The sequence below is a fragment of the Sinorhizobium sp. M4_45 genome, from assembly GCF_002885915.1.
Taxonomy (GTDB): domain Bacteria; phylum Pseudomonadota; class Alphaproteobacteria; order Rhizobiales; family Rhizobiaceae; genus Sinorhizobium; species Sinorhizobium meliloti_A.
This window is the reverse complement of record NZ_NWVE01000010.1, coordinates 180,126-202,905: the sequence shown is the minus strand read 5'-3', so window position 1 is coordinate 202,905 and position 22,780 is coordinate 180,126. Positions and strand designations below refer to the sequence as shown.

Sequence of the window (22,780 nt, the reverse complement as noted above, 5' to 3'; positions counted from 1 at the left end):
GAAGACGTAACCAGGCTTATCTAACCCTGCCGTCAAGAGCGGGAGGTATCGCCCACAGGCAAGAATTGCGGCGAAACCTGCGCCCAGCCGTAATTGGGGTCGATGTTGAAAGATCTCCGGAAAAGATCCCCTAAGTGTGACCTGAGCTCTGATTTGTCGAAGCATTCCTCCCAATACAAATTTCGCCGCCTTTGCCGCGACTTTGCATCGAGAACAAGTGGTGGTTTATTGTAGACGTCCGCCATTGCCTCCGCAAATTCCGCAGATGAGCGTGCAATGATTACGCCGGGATCGTCTTTAAATTCCTCGAATGAACGAAACGCTTTTGGAGAAGCGATGATCCAATTTCCGCTCACAAGCGCTTCAGCCGTCTTGAGGTTACTTCCACCTCCATCCCGGATCGGGAGAACGACTGCATGCGCAGCGTCGCGGACCCATGCCAAGTGTGGATCAGCAATGCTCGGAAAGAAGTGCACTCTACGCCCGTAGGAACGCTCATTCATTTGATAGTCGTGAGACTGGAAAACACCTTCCGAGACGCCGCCGCAAACTGCAAACGTTTTCTCGGGCGGGAGAAAGAATAATCCCTCCCGCAGTACGTAATACTGGAAGCCCTGCGTATTCGGAAGATATGCGCTTCCAACAAATAGAAAATATTTGCCATCAAAACCGTCGGTGACGAACTTTTCCCATTTTTCCGGCTTGACGGAGCTTACGCCGTTTCGAACAATCAACGATGCACTTCTAAGACCGAGATCCTTGTAAGAGGCGATATCAGCGGCCGATACGCCGACCGTCAGCGACGCCGCTGTCAAAACTTCGGTTTCTAGTGTGTCGATGCGATCCCTGATGGATTTAGCTACCTTCCGAGGAATTCCCGCGTTTAGAAGCATCGTTTCCTTCAGCGGCGCTTCATAATTGTGAGACGAGAAAATGACCGGAGTGTTTCTAAACTCAGGCGTTTGGCGTAGTCGCCTGACGAGCGGCCACATGAATGGATGCTCAAGTTGAATTGCGTCGGGAGCGCATCGAAGTGCGGACTCAAAAAAATGCTTGAAGACTGCTTCGTCGTTCGCCGCATACTCTCCGGCATCTACATCCATCACGTAAGGAAGGCGTGAGAGTACGCTATCGAATGGCTTGTAAGGAATATCTAAGGGGCCTACGGCCGCGCCTCCGTAGGCCATGGGATCATACAAACAAATATATTCGTAGTTTATGTGAAGGCGAGCGTAGAAGCTCTTAAAAGCATCTATGCGTCGCTGCCCTCCATGTAGCGGCATACGAATTGGAAAGGTACCGAGACCAAGTATAGTGGTCAAAGCATTACTCCATTATTTCTTTGAAGAACTCAGCGGCCGAGTCATTCCAAGAGTGTATCGAGCCTTTCTCACTAGCCTTCTCCAGCTTCGTCAAGCTCTCGTCATCATTAAAGAGCAATGCCATTTGCTCGGCCCACGAAAAGACGTCCTTAGCTGGCACATGCGCGGCTCGCCCTGCGGCAACCTCGACCAGGGCGGGCGTGTCACTTGCTATACAGGCTTTTCCGAGCCCGATTGCCTCTACAAGGGAAAGACCAAAACCTTCGTAAAAGGACGGAAAAACCACCATACGCGCGTCCTGATAGAGGCTGACGAGAAATTCATCCGGGACCGCCTCGTAAATGATAAATCGGTCTCTTGTAATGGGGTTCGCCCTGATCTCATCTAAGAGATTGCTCACATTCCAACCGGTGTGACCTACGAAAACGACGTAGCATTCGTCGGGGTCGATCAGACCCGCCTCCACTGCGTGTTGATACGCGTCATATAACACGCGATGGTTTTTCCTGGGCTCTATCGTAGATACATAAAGCGCAAACTTTTTCCCAATGAGCTCCGAGGGACGATTTAATTGCTGCTCGGCCACAGGAAGATCGCACCCAAGATGGAACATTCCGAGCTTCGGGGGAGGAATTTTCCACCGCGACAGATGATCCGAGACCGCAGTCAATGTAGTCTTCGAATTCGCTATACACTTATCGGCAAGCCAGAACAGATCTCCGAAGTACCCCCTAAGAAGGTAAACGTAGCTAGGAACGACAAAGTGAGGCAACGTGAGAGGAATCAAATCGTGTATTATAGAATAATACCGAAAATTAGCAGACTTTTTCTTATCAATGATATCAAGAATGTCCTTATATTCCCAATCGAGACCGACGGAGACAAGGATGTCGTTTTTTCCCAAATCATCAATCGGTCCCTTAATGAGATAGTGATTAAGGCTCGGCTCATTACCTAAGGACCAGTCTCGCTCGTATAGCTGCGACCGAAACTCCAAAGCTTGATCCAGGGACAGTGAAGTGAGTGTCGAGATCGAACTCTTTTCTAACCGTTCCGGCAGAATTGCCCTGCTGTGCCGGAGAATTCGATCGACTACCGCATCCTGATGGTCGCCGTCTTCAGGATTCAACTCTGCCGCGGATAGGGAAGCCTCCCCGCGGCAGATGGCATCAACGAACTGATCCTTGACTCTATAGAAGGAACGCAGCTTCCGCGAGTAAACGCTGAATATTACACCGTCGCCTAAGAAACTGCGGGCTCGGCGTGCAAGTTCACGCTCCACTCGCACGATTCCTACCGATGGACCGCTCCATTGGATAATTGTCGTGATATCGAAGATATAGCGTTTATCCATCTTGACTACAAATCAGGGGACTTTCACAAGGGACGCTCTCATTAGAGGAGTTTACCTAGGTTGTCGACCTTGCTTCAAAGACTTTTTTCCGACGCGACTGCGGCGAAAAGGCAGCTAGCAAAAGCTACACTCCTGTTTGAACGTGAGGAGAAATCAAAAGCACTTCAAGCGTTTGAGCGAGGCGCTAGCCGCTTTCCCACCCACTCCAGCGACTTTCAAAGCGCAGCGGCTAGCCTCTTGATGAGGAATGGGCAATGGGAAGAGGCTCGAAAGTTTTGGATCTCTGCCACGCATTGCCTTAAGCGGAGCAAAAGGCGTTCGACGCTTTTAAGGCGTGAGGCCAGCGTGTACATGCTTAATGGCGCAACGTGCGCCTATTTGATGCACGACCGTAAAAGTGCCGCAATCGATATGGTAACGGCGTTAGCCCTAGACCACAGCATTCGCAAGACTCGTGAGTATCTTCTCCTTCAAGCCCGCCTACTCAAACCGTCTTCCCCTGAAGAGGCCGCTGAAGTTCTTATCAAAGGGGCGCGCCAATATCCAACCGATCATGCGCTGAACTATGACGCCGCTGATCTTTTACTCAAGCTGAGGCGCTATCAAGAGGGCATAACCTTTGCAACCAGAGCAGCACGGATAAATTCACGCGACGAACCTTCGCGTCGTCTACTAACGGAACTTAGTGAGAAGGCTGCTCTTGATTCAAATTGACGACACACCCTTTAAGTGAGCGACGCGGCTGGTGCTGCGAACGCGTGTTCTAGAGCGACTTCACCAGGTTGCTTGAGGATCGCGGTGGCGGCAATCGCTCTGTCTGGAGGCATGGATGAGAAATTCAGCGGGGTTGCTCTCCGCGGTTCGGTCTCGGCGTTTGAAACGGATTAAGAGGATCGATTTGATTACTCAGGTTTTTGGCGCCGTGGCGCGCCCTCCAAACGACCCCGTAGGAGACCAACAACGGTTCGAGCGGCGACCAGCGCAGAAGGTAAGGCTATTGCGAAAATAGCCTTCTCCGGTCCCCCAGAGACGCACGCCGGATCAAGTCTCAGGTTCTACCAAATTCATCCACGAGACGGACGATATCGTCCTCCGCCAGATACGATCCGGTCTGAATTTCAATCATCTCAAGCAGAATTTTTCCTGGGTTTCCGAGGCGATGCACTGAACCCTGGGGAATGTAGATCGATTGATTCTCATGTAGAACGGTCATCTTGTCATCGATTGTCACTTCGGCCGCTCCTTTCACACAGATCCAGTGCTCCGAACGATGAAAGTGCTTCTGCAGCGAAAGCATCTTACCGGGATGGACGAAAAGCCGCTTCACCTGGAAACGGTCGCCGCTGAGCATCGTGGTGTACCCTCCCCATGGGCGCAGTGATGTAGGATGCGATTCCGTAAGTCGCGCAGTATTTTTATCGGCTGCCAGCCGCTTGACGAGATTGCCGATTTCCTGCGCGTCTTCCAAACGCCCCACGAAAACGGCGTCCTCGCTCGCAATAACTGCCACCCCGTCCAGGCCCTGCACAGCAAGGTGGCTAGTGTGCGACATAACCAGCGAGTTCGTTGTGTTGTGGACCGTCGCGTTGCCCTTGACTACATTGCCGTCTGCAGTCTGCTCGCCGATCTTCCAAACTGCGTCCCAACTGCCAAGATCCGACCACGCAATTGGCGAGGGAACCACGGCGGCGTTGGTCGTCTTTTCCATTAGCGCGTAGTCGATCGAGATCGCTGGAGCCTGACTGAAACCATCGAAATCGAGACGTACAAAGTCCGTATCGACTTTCGAACTTTCCACTGCAACGTGGGCTGCGGCCAGGACTTCCGGGGCGTATGCTTCCAATTCAGCTATGACCTTGGCCGCCTGGAACAGGAACATTCCGGAGTTCCAATAGTGATTTCCGGCCTCCAAAAGCGCTATTGCCTTTTCGGCACTAGGTTTCTCAACGAATCGGTTGACGGCATAGGCTCCGTCGCCGAGCTGCGTACCCAGTTCGATGTAGCCGTAGCCTGTCGCCGGGCCGCTAGGTTGGATGCCGAACGTGACGAGCTTACCCGATGCGGCGGTAAGGCAAGCAGAGCGGACACAAGATTTGTAGGTGTCGTCGACAGTGATAGCGTGATCCGATGGCAGCACCAGCAGCAGCGAATCATCGCCAAATTTATCGGCGACAATCCGGGCAGCAACCGCTACCGCGGCGGCAGTGTTGCGCGCGATCGGTTCCAATACGATACCGGAAAGTGCGACACCTTGCTCGCGCGCTTGCTCGGCCACTAAGAAGCGAAACTCCTCATTCGTAATGACAAGCGGCGCTTCATACACCGAGGCATCAGATACACGCTGTAGCGTTGCTTGAAACAAAGTTTCTTCACCTACGAGTTTCAGAAACTGTTTTGCAGCGGTCGCGCGCGACAGCGGCCAGAGCCTTGTACCCTTGCCTCCTGCCATGATGACCGGAACAATTTTTGCGAGCATAAAATTACCTTTGACTAAGGTTAACTCAGCGCTCTATAGCCACGAAGGCATAGCGAGGCAACCAATCTTGCTAACGATTTGGAAATGTTCGCCCCCTCCCGATGATGATGCGAGCTATGGCGTGCGAATCACCTTTTGAGCATTGCCCAGAGAAGAGAGTGAAAGAATGGGACCGAAATTCGGCACGAGTGGCCTGCGCGGCTTGGCCACGGAGCTCGTCGGCAGCGTTTCGGCGCTCCACGCAACCGCATTTGCAAGAATGCTCCTGGACGAAGGTTATGCGAGACCGGGCTCAGCAATACTGATTGGGCGAGATTTCCGCCCCTCGAGTCCCGATATTGCCGCCATCTGCATGGGCGCGCTCGATCGAGTAGGATTAACGCCGTTGGATTGCGGCGAACTGCCAACCCCGGCGCTAGCGCTGTACGGCCTGAAAATCGGTGCAGCGTCGCTGATGGTGACGGGTTCGCACATTCCCGCAGACCGGAATGGGATCAAGTTTTATCGGCCAGACGGCGAGATTACTAAGGCGGACGAGCAAGCAATTACGAAGCTGGCGGAACAGCTCTCACTCAACGCCGCGGCAACGGCAATCGAGTATGGTTCGGGCGTCGATCATTCGATTGAAGCTGCCCGTCTGTTCCGTGATCGCTACCAGGTCCTGCTACCGGCAGACGGGTTAAGAGGACTGAAGGTCGGCGTATACCAGCACAGCAGCGTGGCACGCGATATGCTGGTCAGTATCCTAGAGAACTGCGGCGCAACCGTTGTGTCACTTGGCAGGTCGGAGATCTTTATTCCGGTCGATACGGAAGCGGTTTCCGACGAGACTCGCGAGAAACTCGCCGCCTGGGCCAGGGAGTATGAGCTCGACGCCATTGTATCGACAGATGGCGATGCGGACCGTCCCCTCGTGGCGGATGAAGACGGGATACCGCTTCGAGGAGATCTGCTGGGGCTTATTTCCGCAAGTTTTCTGAAGGCTAGTATCATCGCCACACCGGTAACCAGCAATTCGGGTATCGAGGGGGCGAGCGGCGCAGAAGTGATACGCACGCGCGTCGGCTCACCCTATGTTATTGCAGCTATGAACGAAGCCTTAGAACGTGGCGAACGGGCTGTAATTGGGTTCGAGGCCAATGGCGGCGTCATGCTTGCGTCGAACTTTCCCGTTGCGACTGGCACGCTGGAAGCCCTGCCAACCCGGGACTGCATACTTCCGATCCTGACAGCGCTACATGCAGCTGCAGAGGCGAAGGCTCCACTCTCTGTAGTTGCGGGCCAGCATGCTCTGCAAATCGCACTTTCGGATCGAATCCAGAACTATGCGATCGAAAAAAGCGATTTGCTGATGACCTATTTAAGGGCATCAGACGAGAACCTTTCGCAATTCTTAGGGCCAATTGGTCGCGTGAAAGCGAAGAGCGATGTTGACGGCCTGCGGGTGACGTTTGAAGACGGCCGCATCCTCCACATCCGACCTTCTGGCAACGCGCCGGAACTACGCTGCTATGTCGAGGCAGAAAACCAAAGCGAAGCGGAAAAATTAATGGCCCAGGGCTTAGCGTTACTCGATAGTTGGGACGGCGACCTGTCGCAATCTCAGCCGTAGGCGGGGGGAAGGGACACGCGGCATGCTGCGGCGTAAGGGGCGGCGCCTGCATCTTGCCGCCATATTCCGCAAACCGCTCTTGCTGGCAAATCTTTGGCGATCTCCCTCACCAGACAAAAAAGGCCGCCCCGAACCTTTCGGTCGAGGCGGCTAGGCGGCCCCACTGGGAGGTGAGCTCGTCCTGCTCAGCGCTCGCCTTCGAGTTCGCTCAGGAAAGCGCCAAGCTCCTTCTCCTCAATACCGACAAGATGGTTTTTTTCCGGATAGGCGCCGGAGCGGACGTCGAAAGCGAATTCGGAGAAGGCGGCGATGCGCTCCTGCTGCAGGCGGTCGTATTCGGCGGCGAAGTTGCGATAGGTCTTGGCGTGGCGCGGATAATGGCCGCGGTGGGCGCCGAGCACGTCCTCGGCGAAGAGATATTGCGCGTCGCAGCCCGTCCCCGCCCCCATCGACAGCATCAGCATGGAGGTGCGCGCGCTGATCGCGGCGGCGACTTCGCCCGGGACCACCTCGATCTCGGCGGCAAAAGCGCCCGCCTCTTCCAGCGCCTTCGTCTGGTGCCAGATCTCGAGCGCGCTTGCCGCCGTCTTGCCGACGGCGCGAAAGCCGCCGGTCCAGGTGGCCTTGGAAGGGATCAGCCCGACATGGCCGCAGACGGGAATGCCCTCCTCGCGCATGCGCCTGACCGTCGAGAGGCTTGCGGCGCAGTAGACTGCGTCGCCCCCGGCCTTCAGCGCCTGGAAGGCGGCGCGGATATAATCCTCGGCGGTCACGTGGTCCCCATATTCGAGGCCGGGAACGGCGAAGACGGAAGGGGCGGCCTCGCGAAATTCCGGGCCGAGCAGCGCCGGCGGGACGGAGACGAGGTCGATCCTGGCCTTCTCGGCGGCTTCCGCCTCCTCCAGCGTCATCACCCGGAGCATGGTGAGCTGGCGCTTTCCTTTCATCGACAGAAGATCGGTAACGGTCGGGCGGCGGTGTCTCATCTAATATCTCCGGTAGAGCACGTCGAGGCAAAGCGAGCAGCGGTTTTCCGTCCGGAAGTGTGTCCCTTCAAAGAAAAAAGGGCACTCAGGCCGCCAGCAGCTTCTTGAGCCTGGTTTCGGGCGAGGCAAGCGCCAGCGGATCCGGCTTTGCGCCTGCGGCGATCAGCATTTCGGCAAGGCGGATATCGCGGGCGACGGTATTGCCGGGGCCAATGCCGCTTGCGGCGATCAGCCGTCCTTCGCCATCCAGATGAAAGAGGATGAAGGCCCCCTCCTCCATGTCGCGGCGGACGGTCGTTTTCGCACCCTCGGCAAGCCCCGCGATCTGCAGGGTGAACTCGTATTGATCCGACCAGAACCACGGCACGCTGGCCATGGTTTCACCCGCGCCCATCAGGTTGGCGGCTGCGAGCGCTCCCTGGTCCTGGGCGTTGCGCCAGGCCTCGAGCCGCACACGCCGGCCGCCGTAATGCGGCAGAGGGAAGGAGCAGCAGTCGCCGGCGGCGTAGATGTCGGGCTCCGAGGTGCAGAGCCTCTCGTCGACGGCGATGCCGTTTTCGATCGCGAGCCCGGCCGCCTCCGCAAGTTCGGTGTTGGGCACCGCGCCGATGCCGAGGACGATCATGTCGGCCTCGATGCCGACGCCGTCGGAAAGCCGCAGACGCGCGCCGTCTCCGGCTTCCTCGATGGCCGCAATCTGCGCGCCGCAGATGATCTCCACGCCTTCCCGCCTGTGCCGCTCGGCGATGAAGTCGGCAATCTCCTCCGGCACGCCGCGGGAGAGAACGCGGGGCAGGCCTTCGACAAGCACGACTTCGGCGCCGAGCCTCCGCGCAGTCGCGGCAAGCTCCAGGCCGATGAAACCGCCGCCGATGACGGCGAGCCTTGCACCGGGTGTAAGGGCGGCTCGGATCGCCAGCGCGTCGGCATGCGTCCTCAACATGCGGATGCGCCCGGCATTTTCCGGCACGCCCGGGAAGCGGCGCGGCCGGGCGCCGGTTGCCAGAAGCAGGCGGTCGTAAGTGAGGGATCGTCCGTCCGAGAGCGTGACGCTCTTCAGCGCCCGGTCGATGCTCTGCGCCGTGACACTGGTCAGGACCGCAATCCGCGCTTCCTCGTAGCGCGCAGCACCCGCGATGAATTTCGGCGGAGAGGCCTCCGCGAGGCCGTCCTTGGAAAGCGGCGGCCGCTCGTAGGGAAGATGCGGTTCGGTGCCGATCAGCGTGATTTCGCCATCGAAGCCCTTCTCCCGGAGGGCAAAGGCCGCCCGCGCACCGCATTCGCCAGCGCCGATGATAACGATGTGCGTCATGCTCTCCTCCCTTTTCTGCCTAAAGACCCCTCTCCCCGCGAAAGCAACTCGCCCGACGCGTTTCGGAATCATGCCCCTCATCCGCCGGGAGCTTCCAAAATCTCAAGGCCTAAGAAAGCCCGATGAACACGCTCCCCGCCTCCACCTTGACCGGATAGGTCCTGAGGTTGACGCAGACGGGGGCGCCTCTGGCCTGGCCGGTCTTGTAGTTGAAGCGGCCGTTATGCTTCGGACATTCGATAATGTCGCCCATCACCAGGCCGTCGGCGAGGTGGATATGCTCGTGCGTGCAGAGACCGTCTGTCGCGAAATATTCGTCGTCCGGGCTGCGATAGACGGCAAAGGTGCGTCCCTCGTGATCGAAACGGACGACATCTTCCTCGTCGATCTCCTCGGTCGCACAGACCTCCACCCAGTTCGAGCTCATTTCTTCCTCCATTCGATGATTAGCTGCGATCGCCCGCGCCGCCTCACTCCGCGGCGGGAACGAGCCGGTCGTTGTGGAACTCTTCGCGATAGGGCTTTGCCGTCGGCGGCAGCTCGCGTTTCAGGAAATAAGCTTCGTTCCGCAGCTGCCGCAGGAATGCGGGGATCATTTCACGGTAGCCGTGCAGGATCGAAGGGTTGGCCGCCGGCAGGTCGTGCCTGATCATGGCGTGCAGCCTCGGCAGCGCGTGATAGGGCACCATCGGGAACATGTGGTGCTCCACATGGTAGTTCATGTTCCAGTAGACGAAGCGGCTGACCGGATTCATATAAACCGTGCGGCTGTTCAGCCGGTGGTCGGTCACGTTGTCGGCAAGGCCGCCATGCTGCAGCAGCCCGGTCAGCACGTGATGCCAGGCGCCGTAGAGCCGCGGCAGGCCGATGAGCATCAAGGGCAGGATCGAGCCGAGAAAGAGCGAAAGGCCGATCGTCGCCAGATAGATGGCAAGCCAGATCCGGGCGACGCGGATCGCCTTCGGCTGCTCCATCTCCGGAATGAAGGTTTTCTCCGCGGCGCTGATCACGCCGAAGGCGTTCCTGACCATGTCGATCATGGCATGCCAGACGTCGACGATACCGAAGAAGTTGAGAAGCAGGCGCAGGAGATCCGGCGGCCGCATGACGGCGATTTCCGGGTCGCGGCCGACGATGACGGTATCGGTATGATGGCGGGTATGGCTCCAGCGCCAGGTGACCGGATTGCGCATGATCATGAAACAGGCGATCTGGTAGACGGCGTCGTTCATCCACATCGTCTTGAAGGCGGTGCCATGGCCGCATTCATGCCAGCGGCTATCGGAAGCGGAACCGTAAAGGACGCCATAGGCGAGAAAAAAGGGCACCGCCCACCAGCTCCCCCAGAAAAAGATGCCGAGGCCGCCGAGAAGAACCATGCTGCCGAGCCAGATCGCAGTGTCGCGGATGGCGGGACCGTCCTCCCGCTTCATCAGCTCTTTCATCTGCTTGCGCGGAATCTCGGTGTGATACCATTCGGCCGCGGCAAGGCCGCTTGCAACCGCCGCCTCGGCGTCGCGGCCGAGCAGGCTGTAATCGCGCTTCGTCGCAACTGTCGTCATCCCTGCCTCCCCTGCAGCGCAGCACCTCTCTGGGGTGCGCAATGCGGCTGCAGCCTCTTGAACCGGCGCCACTCCCGATCGGCGCCTCTATTCGATGAACCGAGGATAGGTTGACTTCTGACGGTTCTCAATGCAGTCATGATATATTCTCTCAAAACCTATCAGCATGACAGCCTCAAGGATGAGGGAATAGTTTCAGGGAGGAGACATGACGAAGAGGCCGACGATCGCGGATCTCGCCCGAGCCTCCGGTGTGAGCGTCGCAACGGTCGACCGGGTGCTGAACGGCCGCCATCCGGTGCGCGAGGAAACGGCACGCCGCGTCTATGATGCGGCGAAGACCATCGGCTATCACGCGGTCGGCCTGTTGCGGCAAAGGGTCTTCGAGGACCTGCCGCAATACCGGCTCGGCTTTCTCCTGCAAAAGCCGGAGCAGTCGTTCTACAAGGCACTGGCAAAGGAGATCGAAAACGCGGCGCTTTCGGTGACGCATGTCCGTGCCATGGCGCAGCTGGATTTCGTCGCGAGCTCCACGCCCGGCGCCATCGTCGAAAAGCTGAAGGCGATCGCCGCGCGCAATCAGGCGATCGCGCTGGTGTCGCCCGATTACCCGGCCGTGACTGCGGCAATCGAGGAACTGAAGGAGCGCGGCATCCCCGTCTTCGCCCTCCTGTCGGAATTCGCCGCCGGCGTGCGCGAGGGCTATATCGGTTTGAACAATCAGAAGGTCGGCAGGACGGCTGCCTGGATGATCGCCAAGGCGGCCAAGCGGCCGGGAAAGGTCGCAGCCTTCGTCGGCAGCCACCGTTTCCACGGGCACGAACTGCGCGAGATCGGCTTTCGCTCCTATTTTCGTGAGAACGCACCGGATTTCGAGGTCCTCGACACGATGGTGAACCTCGACACGCCCGAGATCACCCACGAGGCGACGCTCGATCTCCTGCAGCGCCATCCGGATCTCCTGGGCTTTTACGTCTGCGGCGGCGGCATGGAGGGCGCCATCTCGGCGATCCGCGAGGAGAAGCTTGGGGGCAAGCTGCTCGCCGTCGTCAACGAGTTGACGCCGGAATCGCGCGCGGCCCTTGCCGACGAGACGGTGCTGATGGCGGTCTCGACGCCCGTCCCTGCTTTGGCCCGGGAAACGATAGACCTCATGGTCGGCGCGATCGACCGGGGTGCTTCGAGCGTGCCCGGCCAGACTTTCCTGCCTTTCGACATCTATACGCCGGAAAATGTCTGACGCCGGCGTCGCGAAGACATTTGCGAAATCGCGCTTTCTGGAAAACGATAGCGAATCAATAGCTTTTACAACCAGGAGAAAGTGATGCGGCGCTTCATTCTTTGTCTTCTGGGCGTTGCCGCGCTCGCCGTCACTGCAATCGCCATTCTGCCGAGCCTGATTTCCAGCGATTGGATGCGGGCCGAACTCGGCCGGCAATTGTCCAGCGCAACGGGAAGTTCGATCGCGTTCAACGGTCCTGTGAAACTTTCGGCATTTCCCTATCTTGCGGTCGTCGCGGAAAACGTGACCCTCTCGGCCGAAGCCGAAGGGATAACCGCCGAATTTGCGGAGGTCGCCGGTTCGGTGGCGATTTCCTCGCTCTGGTCGGACCGGCTGCGTATCAAGCAGATCGCGCTCGACCGTCCCGTCATCGTCCTCGACGAGAAGGCGCCGGGCGACGCGGTGCCGGCTCCTGCCGGCGGCGGCGATGAGACCGGTTCCGGCGACCCGCTTCCCGCCCTCGTCGCTTTCCTTGAACGAAGCGCAATCGAGTCGGTCTCCATCGCCTCCGGCACGTTCGTACGTCGAAGCGCAGCCAATCCCGAGGAGGTCGTTTCCGATGTCGAGCTCACGATCACGGCGCCCGACATCGACGACGCATTCTCTCTTTCCGCATCCGCCCGCATGGGGGGGCGGAACTACGAGACCAGCTTCACCATATCGACCCTGCGGTCGCTGCTCGAGCGCCAGCCCGCCGATGTCACCCTTGCCGTGGAAGCGGATCCCGCTCCCGCGCCGGGCATGTCGAGCCTGGAGGCAAGCGGACAGGTCACCCTGAACGCCAATGGCAGCTATCAGATAAAAGGCGGCGAAGTGGAAGCCGGCGAACAGGTCTTCGGCCTGAACGCGCTCTTCGTCCCCGGGGAGCGTGCGCGTTTTCTCGTCGATCTCGAAGCCGACCGGCTCGACCTGACGCCGTTCATGGATGCCAGGCCGGAAACGTCGCAGTCGGGAGCGCCGGCTGCGGAGACGGCCGGACGGGCGAATTTGCAGTTCCTGGCCGGCTTCGATGCCGACATGAGCATCAACGCGGCCACTCTGGTCCTCGGCGAAATTTCAGCGACGGACGTGTCGTTTTCGGCCGCACTCAGGGACGGGGAACTGGCTGCCGAGCTCGGGCATTTGGGGACCGATGCCGGCAGCCTTGCCGCGAGCGTCGCGACCGACGTCCGGGCCGACGATCCGGTCTTCCGGGGCCGTCTTGCAAGCAAGGGGCTCGACATAGCCAAGCTCTCAGCCCTTGCCGACCAAACCGTCCCGCTCTCCGGAGCCCTGACGATCGACGCCGGCTTTGCTTTCCGCGGCCTTGATGCGCAAGCCATCAGAAAGACGGCCGATCTTACAGGAACGATCGGCCTTCGCGACGCGGCCTATACACTGCCGGGCATTGCCGATGAGGCGATGCGCGAGGTGAAGGCGAAGAAGATCACGGCCCGGATCGAAAGCCTCGCGAAGCCGGTGCGCGTGGCCGGCCGCCTGGAGTGGCGCAGCAAGCCGGTCGACGTCGATCTGCAAATCCCCGCCGCCGATACGATCCTCGCCGGCAATCTCGCCGCCGAGGGAATCCCCCTCAGGCTTCAGGTGAAAATGCCCGACGCAAACCTGTCGCTCGACGGCAAGGCTGCTCTGCCGGGCACCTATGCGGGAAAGCTCGGTTTTTCCACCGCCGATCTCTCAGCTTTCCTCGCCGGTTTCGGGCAGAGCGGTGCCGAGAGCGTCGGTCCGCTGGCCTTCAACGGGCATGTCGATGCGGGCCCGACGAGTGTTTCCTTTAAAAAGGCGACCATCTCCGTCAACGGCGTCGAAGGCGCGGGCAGCGGCTCTGTCGAATTCACGACACCGCTGAAGATCACCACCGCGCTGAACTTCGACGAGCTGGACCTTGCGCGGCTGGCCGGGGTGCAATCGCCGGCTCCGCCGGCAAAAGCGGCGAAAGGGGCCGAACCTGCCGACGCTCCGCTGGATCTCTCTTCGCTCCGTTCGGTCGATGCAACCGTCCAGCTCAATGCCAAAAAGCTCGGCTACGGCAAGGTCTTTGCCGGACCGGTTGCCACCAGTCTCGTCGTCTCCGACGGCGTTGCAAGCCTGACGCTGCCCGAAAGCCCGTTCTATGGCGGTCATATCGTCGCGAGCCTCAAGGCCGACGGCACCCAACCCGAGCCCTCGATCGCTCTACAGGCCTCCATCTCCGGAGCATCGGCCGCACCGCTTTTGACGGACATGGCGGGCTTCAGATATCTGGAAGGTGCATTGAAAGCCCGGTTCGACGTAACCGGGGCGGGCGGCACGACCGGGGCGCTTGCGAAGTCGCTGCAGGGCACGGCGGATGTCGCCTTTTCCGATGGCGCCATTCGCGGCATCGACATTGCCGACGTCTACAACAATCTCGTGAGGCTGATGTCGTCAGGTTTCAAGCAGGACGACGGCACAGCGACGACATTCACCGAGCTTGCGGCATCCTTTGCCATCGAAGGCGGCGTTGCCCGCACCGAAGACATCAAGCTCGTTGGCCCGCTGGTCCGCATGAGCGGCAACGGTGCGGCCGATCTTGCGGAACGCACTCTGAATTTCCGGCTCGAGCCCCGCCTCGTCGCGTCTCTCCAGGGCCAGGGCGCCGAGATTTCCACCGACGGCATCGGCGTCCCCGTCGTGGTCGAAGGCAGCTTCGCCGCACCCCGCATCTATCCGGACCTTTCGGACCTGCTGAAGAATCCCGATGCCGCATTGGCAAAGCTTAAGGATTTCGGGCTGCCGATCGATAAGTTGCCGATTGGCGACCTCGTTAACGGAGGCGGTGCGGGTGGCTCCGTTAAGGATCTGCTTGGCGGCGCCCTGAATAAGGCTCTAGAACAAGAAGAACAGCAGCTCTCGATTGAAGAGATTATTGGCGGCGGTACAGCGCCCAGGCCCGACAAGGCGGCTGGGGAAATTCCGGTGAACGAGGAGCCCGCAACCGCCGAGCAACCGGGAGTCGGAACTGACATGCCCGGTGATGAGGCGGACGGTTCGATGGAGAGCCTGTTCAAAAAGCTCCTACGCTAGCCGACCCTTCCTGCAAATTCTCCGGCATTCCTAAGAAACAATCAGGCGGGCATTGGCGTGGGCTGTAGGACATACCCAAGCGACTTTGCCCTCCGCTCGAGATTAGTCAGGATGCGTCGGCGGTAATTGTCCTCGTAGTGGGAGGCTCCCGGATCGCTGTATTCCATACCGTGCCGCAGGGCGTTGTAGAACAAGACGGCGATTTTGCGAGCCGTGGCAGTGACCGCCTTGGCCTTGCCGACACGTGCCGACAGACGCCGATAGAATGCCCCCAACGCGGTCTGCGTGCGCCCGACCGCAACCGCAGCAAGCCGCAGTAGCGCCGCGGCCCGGCTACCAGATCGTCGGGTCCGTGACGACAACACTTTGCCGCCGGAGATTTTGTTGCTTGGTGAGAGGCATAACCAGGAGGTGAAGTGCTTGGCACTCGGCCAGGCCGAGAGGTTGGTCCCGCACTCTCCGACCAATTTGAGCGTCAGATAAGGCCCGAGCCCGTGTATCTGAGTGACATCGCAGCCGAGCAAGCCGTACAGGGCGGCGCGAACATCGAAGGCTGGGTCATTGGACTGCTTCTGCGTTGTCCGTACGGGCGGCGGTTTGCCTACCGGGGTGGACGAGACCTGCCGCAGCCGTTTCAATACAGCCTCGATGCGCACGTCGCAGAGCGCCACTTTGGCTTGGTAGACGTCGTACAACTCCAGCGCCTGGGTCAGGGCAAAGATGTGCTCTTCGCGATCATTGCCGACGAGCGCGTGACGGATCGTCTCCGCAGACGCATGGCAGCGTGGGTCGCGATAGGACGCCAGAACCATCGGATCGCGCTCACCGGCGACAATCGCACGGATGATGGCCATGCCGGTGACACCCGTGATGTCTGCCACCACGTGGTGGAGCTGCAGATTCATTTGCGTCAGCGCTTTTTGCATGTGCTGGATGTGCGAGGCAGCGTAATCGAGCAAACGTTCACGCTGACGTAGATAGGCGCGCATGACCGCCACTTCGCCCTTCAGCCGGAAGCTGGCCCTGAGCAATCCATATTCATGCAAACGCTGCAGCCATTGGGCGTCGCTGATATCGGTCTTGCGGCCTGGCACGTGCTTGGCATCGCGGGCGTTGACCACTATGACCTCAAAGCCACGCTGATCGAGTATCTCGAAGACCGGAATCCAGTAGACCCCCGTGGACTCCATCGCGACCGTGCGCACGCCACACGTCGTGAACCAGTCCGCCAACCGATGCAGATCGCCGGTGAAGGTTCCAAAACTGCGCACCGGCTCGGAAGCTTGGTCGGGCCCGACTGCGGCCACGTGCATCGTCGCACCGATGTCGATTGCAGCAGCATTCAAGTGAGTAGGGGAAATATCCCGCCTGCTGCGAGACTTCATTGTTCGAGACATGGCAGGCTCTCCTATCCGGTTGTCAAACGGAGGGGCTGGGCTGTGCTAAAAGATCAAATTCCTAACCGGGATCGCCGACAACGGCGTCACCACTCTCAAGTGCGCAGCAGCCCATGGACCACGTTAGGTAACGGGGTGAAATGCCACCAAAATGCCGACGGCCACTCCCCTCCAGCGCTGACACTAGCACACCGTTTCTATCCCCGCAGGCGGGGCACCCCCCGCGAAAGGTTAGGTAGCAAAAACCAACCAGACCTGAAGTGGCATCCCGACTACCCTGGTTTGATGAGAACCGAGCCTAGAATGGGTGTAGCCTGGGAGTTGAGGCAGAAGCGGGGCCGCCTTGACTGACAGGCTGGAGCAGATTGAAAGGGAGCGGGCGCGCGGACATCTTAGACCAGTCGTAGGCAGCTGTATCCCGCATCTTGGCGAGATCGAGCACCGTCAGCCTTCGGCACTCTGGCGACAGCAGGAAATGCTGGCCCCCTGGGCGTGTCTTCGGGGTTCGCCATGGCTCAATCCCTCCGCGATCCAAAGGGATACGACGCCTATTTCGGGCGAGTGTGGGGCAACAATCATAGTGCCCCAGTTCGATCGACCCACCACGGAGCTTGAATATGTTGCTCAGTTGGGCTACATAAATATCAAGCTCGAAAAGGAGGCAAAAATGGCTGCAAACGCATATGTACGCGCCCGCATTGAACCTTCGGTGAAGGATAGCGCCGCCTTGGTACTCGATAGTCTCGGACTGACCACCTCGGATATCATCCGAATCGTTTTGACCAGGATCGCCCGAGATAAAGCGCTTCCCGTCGAATTGACTCGGCCGAACGCCAAAACAATTGCTGCGATGGAGGAAGCAAGGGCCATCAAGGCGGGTCACGGCAAGCATTTTGATACTGCTGATGAGATGTTTGAGTCACTCGAGGGACCCAAGGTTGTCAAGTGATAAGAAACGAGCGAAGTCCGCTTCCAGCAAGCGGGCTTCGCTTCCGCGGCAATCAAGTCATACCAAACAGTTTCAAAAAGATTGGGAGCGCCTTTCTAGGTCCGGCCGATATGATATGGTCGCACTGAAGAAAGTCGTGGGGTTGATCGTAGACAACGATGGCCCTCTGCCGGCGGAACTGAAAGACCACGAGCTGACGGGTGATTGGAAAGATCATCGAGAGTGTCATATCGGCGGTGATTTTCTCCTCATCTACACGTTAGACGAAAGAAAGAACCTGGTTGTGTTCGTAGCCGCTGGGACACACGCCGAGCTCTTTGAATGAAACACTCGCTTGGACGGTTCCCACGCGGCCTACCTCGCTCTTTCAATCGTTTTGCCCAACGGCGGCTGTGTCGCAGCCACCAGGCAACCTAGCAGCGCTATCAATGCCAATCCGATCTTTTCGATGGCTGAAATTTTAAAGCTTTAAACATCTCGAGGGCGCATGAAAGCCGAGTTCGACATTCGACGTCACCGGTGCCGGCGTCACGACCAAGACTCTAGCCAAATCGCTACAGAGAACCGCCAAATGTAGGATTTTCGGATGGAGACATCCGCGGCATCGACACCGCTAACGTCTACAACAACTGGCAAGCGGAGGCCCCGAGGCAAGTGACGGGGCCGATCGTTCGATGGAGGGGTATTCAAGCGGCTCCTCCGGTAGTCGACGCGACTGAAGCTCTTGCCAGCCGAATCGAGCCGCAGGGTGCCCGCGGTTAGAGCCAGAAAAATAGCGCAGCGATTTTCCCTCGGAATGGCCGAGAACGATAGGTTATTGCCCCTTCCGCGATTCGGCGAAAAGCGGAAATGGTCTAATCGGGGAAACGATACTTGAAATGTTCGATCTCGGCGCCGAACAGCCGCGCGACGCGTTCGCGATCGCCTGGTTGATAATAGTTGCGAATGTCCGGTCTCGTCGGGTTCGCCTTAGCCCTGGTCAGAAACCGGTCGTTAAACGGCAGTCCAAGCCTGTCGCATACGATACGCAGATCATCCGAGAGCCGCTCCTGCCGGCCCACGAAATCCACGACGACCTCGTCGTTTCTTGTGTAGAGTTGCCAGGATCTCCAGTTAATACTTTCACGCTCCGCCGCTCCCTCCTCGATCAAACGGAGCATTTCGGAGAAATTCGGCCGCGTCGTCGCTTTCCTGTAATGCCAATTGTAAAGAGAGACGGCCCTTTCGAACGGATTCCGCACGAAGCAGAATTTGAAGTAGTTTTTCCAGGCTGCGGAATCGAAGGCCTCGATTTCGCTGGCGCTTGAATGATCCGAAAGCCTGCCCGCAAAACGCCGACTGAGGGCGGCCCCGGCCAGCGAATCAACACTGTGGTTGCGGACAAGGGTTTTCGCGATCTCGAGCGGAGGAAGATGGCGGAACATGGCGATCAGCGCCAGCCGATTGGCTTTCGCTCCATTTGCAAGCGCGTCCTTCCAGGACCCAAGTTGCAGGTCCCAGGGTCCGAATTCGCGCGCGAGGTAGGCAGAGACCGCACTGCCGGCCGTTTTCGGTACGTGGATGAAAATGAACTTATGGCGATGGGATATAATCATTGCCTTGCCCGACGGATTCCAAAAAACTGCCCTGGATGTTGTGGAGACGAGCGTATATGCCGTCCGAACGGCGCGCGAGCTCCTCATGCGCTCCCTCCTCCACGACCATGCCATCCCTCATCACGACGATCTTGTCGGCATTGACGACAGTGGAAAGCCGATGCGCGATGACGATGACGGTGCGGCCGCTCATCGCCTGGTCCAGCGCTTTCTGGACAGCCGCTTCGGACTCCGTATCAAGGGCCGAAGTAGCCTCGTCCAGCAGCAGAATGGGGGCGTCGCGGACGAGCGCCCGGGCGATCGACAGGCGCTGCCGCTGGCCGCCGGAAAGCGTCATGCCTTGCTCGCCGACGGGCGTGTCGTAGCCCTGCGGCTGCGCCAGGATGAAATCATGCGCATAGGCAAGTCGGGCCGCTTCCTCTACTTCCGCATCCGTCGCTTCGGGCCGGCCGTAGCGGATGTTGTCGCGGATAGAACCTTCAAAGAGGTAAGCTTGTTGTGAGACATAGGCGAGCCCGTTGCGCAGAGACTGCTTGGTGACAGCGGCTATGTCTTGCCCGTCGATCAGGATCACGCCCGATTGTGGATCGTAGAAGCGTGGAATGAGGCTGATGATCGTCGACTTGCCGGCTCCGGACGGGCCAACGAGCGCGGTCGTCTTGCCACCTTCCGCCAGGAAACTAACTCCCTTGAGGACCTCCTCGCCATTGCCATAGGAGAACCGCACGTCTCGAAACTCGACGGCCGCGTCGCGAAAGGCCAGTTGACTCGCACCGGGTAGGTCCCGTTGATGCGGAACCGTGTCCAAAATTTCGTAGAGCATGCGGGCGTTGACGGCAGCGCGCTCCAGCGACACTTGCAGGCGAGCGAGGCGCCGCACCGGGTCGTAAGCCAAGAGAAGCGCCGTTACAAAGGCGAACAAGGCACCCGGGGCCACGTTGCTGTAGATGGTGCGGAAAGCCGCATAGGCAAGCACGCCCGAAATTGCCAGGCCTGCAAACGTCTCCGTCAACGGCGCCGTCCGTTCGCTCAAGCGCGCGATGCGGTTGGCGCGGTTCTCCGCGCCCTTGATGATCCCCTCGACCTTGCGGCCCAACTCGTCCTCCATCGTGAAGGCTTTGACGATGGAAATGCCCTGAATGGTTTCCTGCATCGCGCCTAGTACGCGGCTGTTGGCCTCGACCGCTTCGCGCGTCGCCAGACGCAGCCGCCTGGAAATGTAGCGAAGCCCAAGGAGCAACGGAGGGGCCCCAATGAAGGTGATGAGCGAGAGCAGCCAGTCCTTGCTGATCATGACGCCGACAAGGCCGACCAAGGTCAGGACATCGCGGGCGACCGAGGTGACCGTCATATTGAGCACGTCGCGGATGCCGGAGATGTTCTGGTTGATCTTGGCGGTGAGGTGCGTCGAGCGCTTTTCCTGGAAAAAGCCAATGCTCAACGCCATCAGATGCGTATAAAGCCGGCGCTTATAGCGTGCGACAATATTGTTGCCGATTTTCGAAAGAGCGACGGCTTGCCCATAAGTCGCCAGGCCTCTCAGCACAAAGGCAGCAAATATCGAGAAGCAGACGAGTAGAACGACGTCGCCGCGCTTGTTGGCGAAAGCTTCGTTGATCACCGTTTCACTGATCCAAGCGGTGAAGGCCGTGGTTGCAGCCACAACCATCAGGCACGCAATGGCAAAGGCATAGCCGCGGATGTGGTCGCGGCCGTTTTCGGCAATGACGCGCCTTAGGACCCCAGCGATCGTTTCAGTATCGACCTCGCGCTCTTTTCGATCCTTAACGCTCAAATAGTCCCGTCCCCGCAATCACGCATGGCGTGCCCGTGTACTGGCGCCGTTCCCGGGTCTCTATAGTGCCTTGTGACCGTCTTGACCAGTCATGGGGGGCACCCTGTCGTGGCAGCGTCCAACGGCTCAGCCTTCCAGCCGCCTCCCTTCTGCAACTTCACAGACTTCAGCGCGAATGCGGTCGGAAGCCACCCGCTCTACCATCAATCCATTTTCTATGTTTTCCGTGCGGGCGAGGCTTCGGAGGCCCGTTCGCAATTTCTTGATGTCAGACTGAGATTTGTGCACTTATACAGGAGCCATTATCCTGAACCTGATCGGAAGCACGAAAATTGTTCAAGGGGATAAAGTCCGCCATACATTGGCGGTTCGCCAAAAAACTGAGGGATTCAAATCCTGACAGAGCTGCAAGGCACTTGGTGCTGGCAGCTACAGGACGCGGGGCAGACGTTTCCAGAGCCAGGCGCGCTGTGGGATTTCTCGTGGCAGACAAAAGGTACGCGGACGCCCGCACGATTTGCCGGGAGCATGTATCGGCAGGCGACCCATCCGGCTTTTGGCGGCATTACGAGAGCTTCGTTGACGAGCTCGCAAGCTCCTGCCGACACCAAGAAGTTTCTGGTTCGAAAATCAAGATCGCTCTGTTCAACGACACAGACTTCAGGGTCAATATCGGGTGCCGGCTGACAAGCCAGGGGCTCAAGCAACAGATTCTAGATGCGTTTCCGGACGCCGAGATCACATCCATCGGTTTCAATTTCTCAGCGTTCAGAAGGGAGTTCCCGAAGCCCGCATCCGCTGAAGGATATGGACTCTCGGACATTGAAACCCGACTTTCTGCCGCATATGGCGAAGACGCTGTTGACCATATAGCGGCCGCTGATTTCGTTATCCTTCAGCCGGAGGGATCGTTGGACCACAGGACAACGGCTGAAGGGCTTGCGACCTTTTTCACGCCTATTCTTACCGCCAGGACGTTAGGCAAGCCATTTGCTATATTGAACGGAACGATACCTATCTACGAAGGCGAACGATCGGACTATCTCAAAGGGCTCTTTCGCGAACTCGGCCATGTGGTGGCCGCACGCGACGAAATCTCGGCTGAGCATTACGGGATCGAATTTCTGGTGGATGCCGCATTCCTCCGAGTATCGCCAGCACCTGTGGCCGAACGCGACGGTTGCCTGATAACCACCGGCGCCAGAAACAACGCCGAAGAAGACGTTGAAATCCTAAAGGCTGCACTGAAGGTCTGCGAGGCGCTGAAGCTTCGGCCTGTCGTTCTTACGCACGCAGTTGAACGCTTCTCTCTATATGAGGCAGAGATCATTGGCCGTGGCGGCATTTTTGCTGAGACGGCCAGTATAGAATATGCTGTCGAGACGATCTCAAAATGCCGTCTGCACATCGGCGGGCGATATCATATGGCGATCTTCAGTATCCTCTGTAACGTTCCTTCTCTCCTCTTCGACGTTCAAACACACAAAAACCAGTGGCTGGAGCGCTACTCTCCTCTGATAACGCTTGTGCATCCGCACACCGACCTCGATGCCGCGGCAGCCGCGATGCTGAGTGGTGGCGTATCGCAGGGACATCCGGGATCAACGGCCGCGGAGAAATACGTTCATTTCCTGAAACGCGCTATGGCTGAGCAGCCGCTATAGCCGGTCCCCGGCGGGACTAGCCGCTGCCGCGGCGGGCGGCCATTGACAGCGCTTGTTCCGAACTATCGCCATTGGCGGTAATGCGAGGCAGATAGCGGCCTACCCGTAATCGGCGAGATCGTGGTCGTCCGCCCCTCCACCGCCCAGTTCAGAATTGCATTTGCCTCGGCATGCATCTTTGCCCTGATCTCGGCCCTTTCCACCTCACTGGAGACGAATTGCAGCGGTATACGTTCAAGTGCGCTGAGAACGTCCTGCTTGAGGTCGGCATCGGGATCGTCCCTGAGCCTTTTGGTTGCAAGGACTTTCACCAGAAACTCAAGGGTCGCGACCCGCAATCCGTCATCTTCGAATGGCAAACTTCCGCCCCCCGGTGATTGCACCTTGACTGGAGATTAACAGCGGGGATTGTCAGTGGCAATTGGGGTTTAC

General features: G+C 58.8%; 18 protein-coding genes and 1 pseudogene. 8 read left to right on the top strand and 11 right to left on the bottom strand.

What is annotated here, in order from left to right; genetic code table 11:
- Positions 1–32 precede the first annotated feature (32 nt).
- Positions 33–1,322 (bottom strand): glycosyltransferase family protein, encoded by a 1,290-nt coding sequence (locus tag CN933_RS25035; protein WP_146032682.1) that lies wholly within the window; start codon positions 1,320–1,322, stop codon positions 33–35.
- Between the two features lie 4 nt (positions 1,323–1,326).
- The gene (locus CN933_RS25030; RefSeq protein ID WP_102762760.1) at positions 1,327–2,676 is read right to left on the bottom strand and encodes a glycosyltransferase family 4 protein; all 1,350 of its coding nucleotides are present in this window, start codon (positions 2,674–2,676) and stop codon (positions 1,327–1,329) included.
- 60 nt (positions 2,677–2,736) lie between these two features.
- Here CN933_RS25030 and CN933_RS31355 point away from each other — a divergent pair, with 60 nt between their 5' ends.
- Positions 2,737–3,390, top strand: coding sequence for a tetratricopeptide repeat protein (locus CN933_RS31355; RefSeq protein WP_146032681.1), 654 nt, complete (start codon positions 2,737–2,739; stop codon positions 3,388–3,390).
- Positions 3,391–3,724: 334 nt separating this feature from the next.
- On the opposite strand, the gene CN933_RS25025 is transcribed toward CN933_RS31355, so the two are convergent.
- Positions 3,725–5,152, bottom strand: coding sequence for a mannose-1-phosphate guanylyltransferase/mannose-6-phosphate isomerase (locus CN933_RS25025; protein ID WP_102762759.1), 1,428 nt, complete (start codon positions 5,150–5,152; stop codon positions 3,725–3,727).
- 166 nt (positions 5,153–5,318) lie between these two features.
- Between CN933_RS25025 and CN933_RS25020 the strand changes: the two genes are divergently transcribed.
- Positions 5,319–6,764, top strand: coding sequence for a phosphomannomutase (locus CN933_RS25020; protein WP_102762758.1), 1,446 nt, complete (start codon positions 5,319–5,321; stop codon positions 6,762–6,764).
- 185 nt (positions 6,765–6,949) lie between these two features.
- On the opposite strand, the gene CN933_RS25015 is transcribed toward CN933_RS25020, so the two are convergent.
- From CN933_RS25015 to CN933_RS25000, 4 genes are all read right to left on the bottom strand, one after another.
- Positions 6,950–7,750: a 3-methyl-2-oxobutanoate hydroxymethyltransferase gene (locus CN933_RS25015; RefSeq protein WP_102762757.1), complete on the bottom strand. Its 801-nt coding sequence runs from the start codon at positions 7,748–7,750 to the stop codon at positions 6,950–6,952.
- Positions 7,751–7,835: 85 nt separating this feature from the next.
- Positions 7,836–9,062, bottom strand: a complete 1,227-nt coding sequence (locus CN933_RS25010; RefSeq protein WP_102762756.1) for an NAD(P)/FAD-dependent oxidoreductase — start codon at positions 9,060–9,062, stop codon at positions 7,836–7,838.
- 109 nt (positions 9,063–9,171) lie between these two features.
- Positions 9,172–9,489: a MocE family 2Fe-2S type ferredoxin gene (locus CN933_RS25005; protein ID WP_102762755.1), complete on the bottom strand. Its 318-nt coding sequence runs from the start codon at positions 9,487–9,489 to the stop codon at positions 9,172–9,174.
- 43 nt (positions 9,490–9,532) lie between these two features.
- On the bottom strand, positions 9,533–10,624 hold the full coding sequence (locus CN933_RS25000) for a fatty acid desaturase family protein (RefSeq protein ID WP_102762754.1): 1,092 nt from the start codon (positions 10,622–10,624) through the stop codon (positions 9,533–9,535).
- Between the two features lie 208 nt (positions 10,625–10,832).
- Between CN933_RS25000 and CN933_RS24995 the strand changes: the two genes are divergently transcribed.
- Together CN933_RS24995 and CN933_RS24990 are read left to right on the top strand one after the other, a co-directional pair.
- Positions 10,833–11,864, top strand: coding sequence for a LacI family DNA-binding transcriptional regulator (locus CN933_RS24995; RefSeq protein WP_102762753.1), 1,032 nt, complete (start codon positions 10,833–10,835; stop codon positions 11,862–11,864).
- A gap of 84 nt (positions 11,865–11,948) precedes the next feature.
- Complete coding sequence (locus CN933_RS24990; RefSeq protein WP_102762752.1) at positions 11,949–14,948, top strand: AsmA family protein; 3,000 nt, start codon at positions 11,949–11,951, stop codon at positions 14,946–14,948.
- 41 nt (positions 14,949–14,989) lie between these two features.
- Here CN933_RS24990 and CN933_RS24985 read toward each other — a convergent pair whose 3' ends face one another.
- The gene (locus CN933_RS24985; protein WP_102762751.1) at positions 14,990–16,345 is read right to left on the bottom strand and encodes an IS110 family RNA-guided transposase; all 1,356 of its coding nucleotides are present in this window, start codon (positions 16,343–16,345) and stop codon (positions 14,990–14,992) included.
- 343 nt (positions 16,346–16,688) lie between these two features.
- On the opposite strand from CN933_RS24985, the gene CN933_RS32050 reads away from it, so the two are divergent.
- From CN933_RS32050 to CN933_RS32595, 3 genes and pseudogenes are all read left to right on the top strand, one after another.
- Positions 16,689–17,294, top strand: a complete 606-nt coding sequence (locus CN933_RS32050; protein ID WP_245425168.1) for a type II toxin-antitoxin system RelB/DinJ family antitoxin — start codon at positions 16,689–16,691, stop codon at positions 17,292–17,294.
- The gene (locus CN933_RS24975) at positions 17,251–17,619 is read left to right on the top strand and encodes a type II toxin-antitoxin system YafQ family toxin (RefSeq protein WP_180980810.1); all 369 of its coding nucleotides are present in this window, start codon (positions 17,251–17,253) and stop codon (positions 17,617–17,619) included. Before CN933_RS32050 ends, CN933_RS24975 begins: the two co-directional genes overlap by 44 nt.
- Before the next feature lie 142 nt (positions 17,620–17,761).
- Positions 17,762–17,924: pseudogene (locus tag CN933_RS32595) on the top strand (AsmA family protein); the annotation flags it as partial.
- Positions 17,925–18,148: 224 nt separating this feature from the next.
- On the opposite strand, the gene CN933_RS24970 reads toward CN933_RS32595, so the two are convergent.
- A complete protein-coding gene (locus tag CN933_RS24970; protein ID WP_102762750.1) occupies positions 18,149–18,889 on the bottom strand; it encodes a sulfotransferase family 2 domain-containing protein in 741 nt (246 codons plus the stop codon).
- Positions 18,867–20,684, bottom strand: coding sequence for an ABC transporter ATP-binding protein (locus CN933_RS24965; protein WP_102762804.1), 1,818 nt, complete (start codon positions 20,682–20,684; stop codon positions 18,867–18,869). Before CN933_RS24965 ends, CN933_RS24970 begins: the two co-directional genes overlap by 23 nt.
- 482 nt (positions 20,685–21,166) lie before the next feature.
- Here CN933_RS24965 and CN933_RS24960 point away from each other — a divergent pair, with 482 nt between their 5' ends.
- Positions 21,167–22,348, top strand: a complete 1,182-nt coding sequence (locus CN933_RS24960; protein WP_102762803.1) for a polysaccharide pyruvyl transferase family protein — start codon at positions 21,167–21,169, stop codon at positions 22,346–22,348.
- Between the two features lie 62 nt (positions 22,349–22,410).
- Here the strand turns inward: CN933_RS24960 and CN933_RS24955 are convergent, their stop codons facing one another.
- Positions 22,411–22,707, bottom strand: coding sequence for a hypothetical protein (locus CN933_RS24955; RefSeq protein WP_026169002.1), 297 nt, complete (start codon positions 22,705–22,707; stop codon positions 22,411–22,413).
- Between the last annotated feature and the right edge of the window lie 73 nt (positions 22,708–22,780).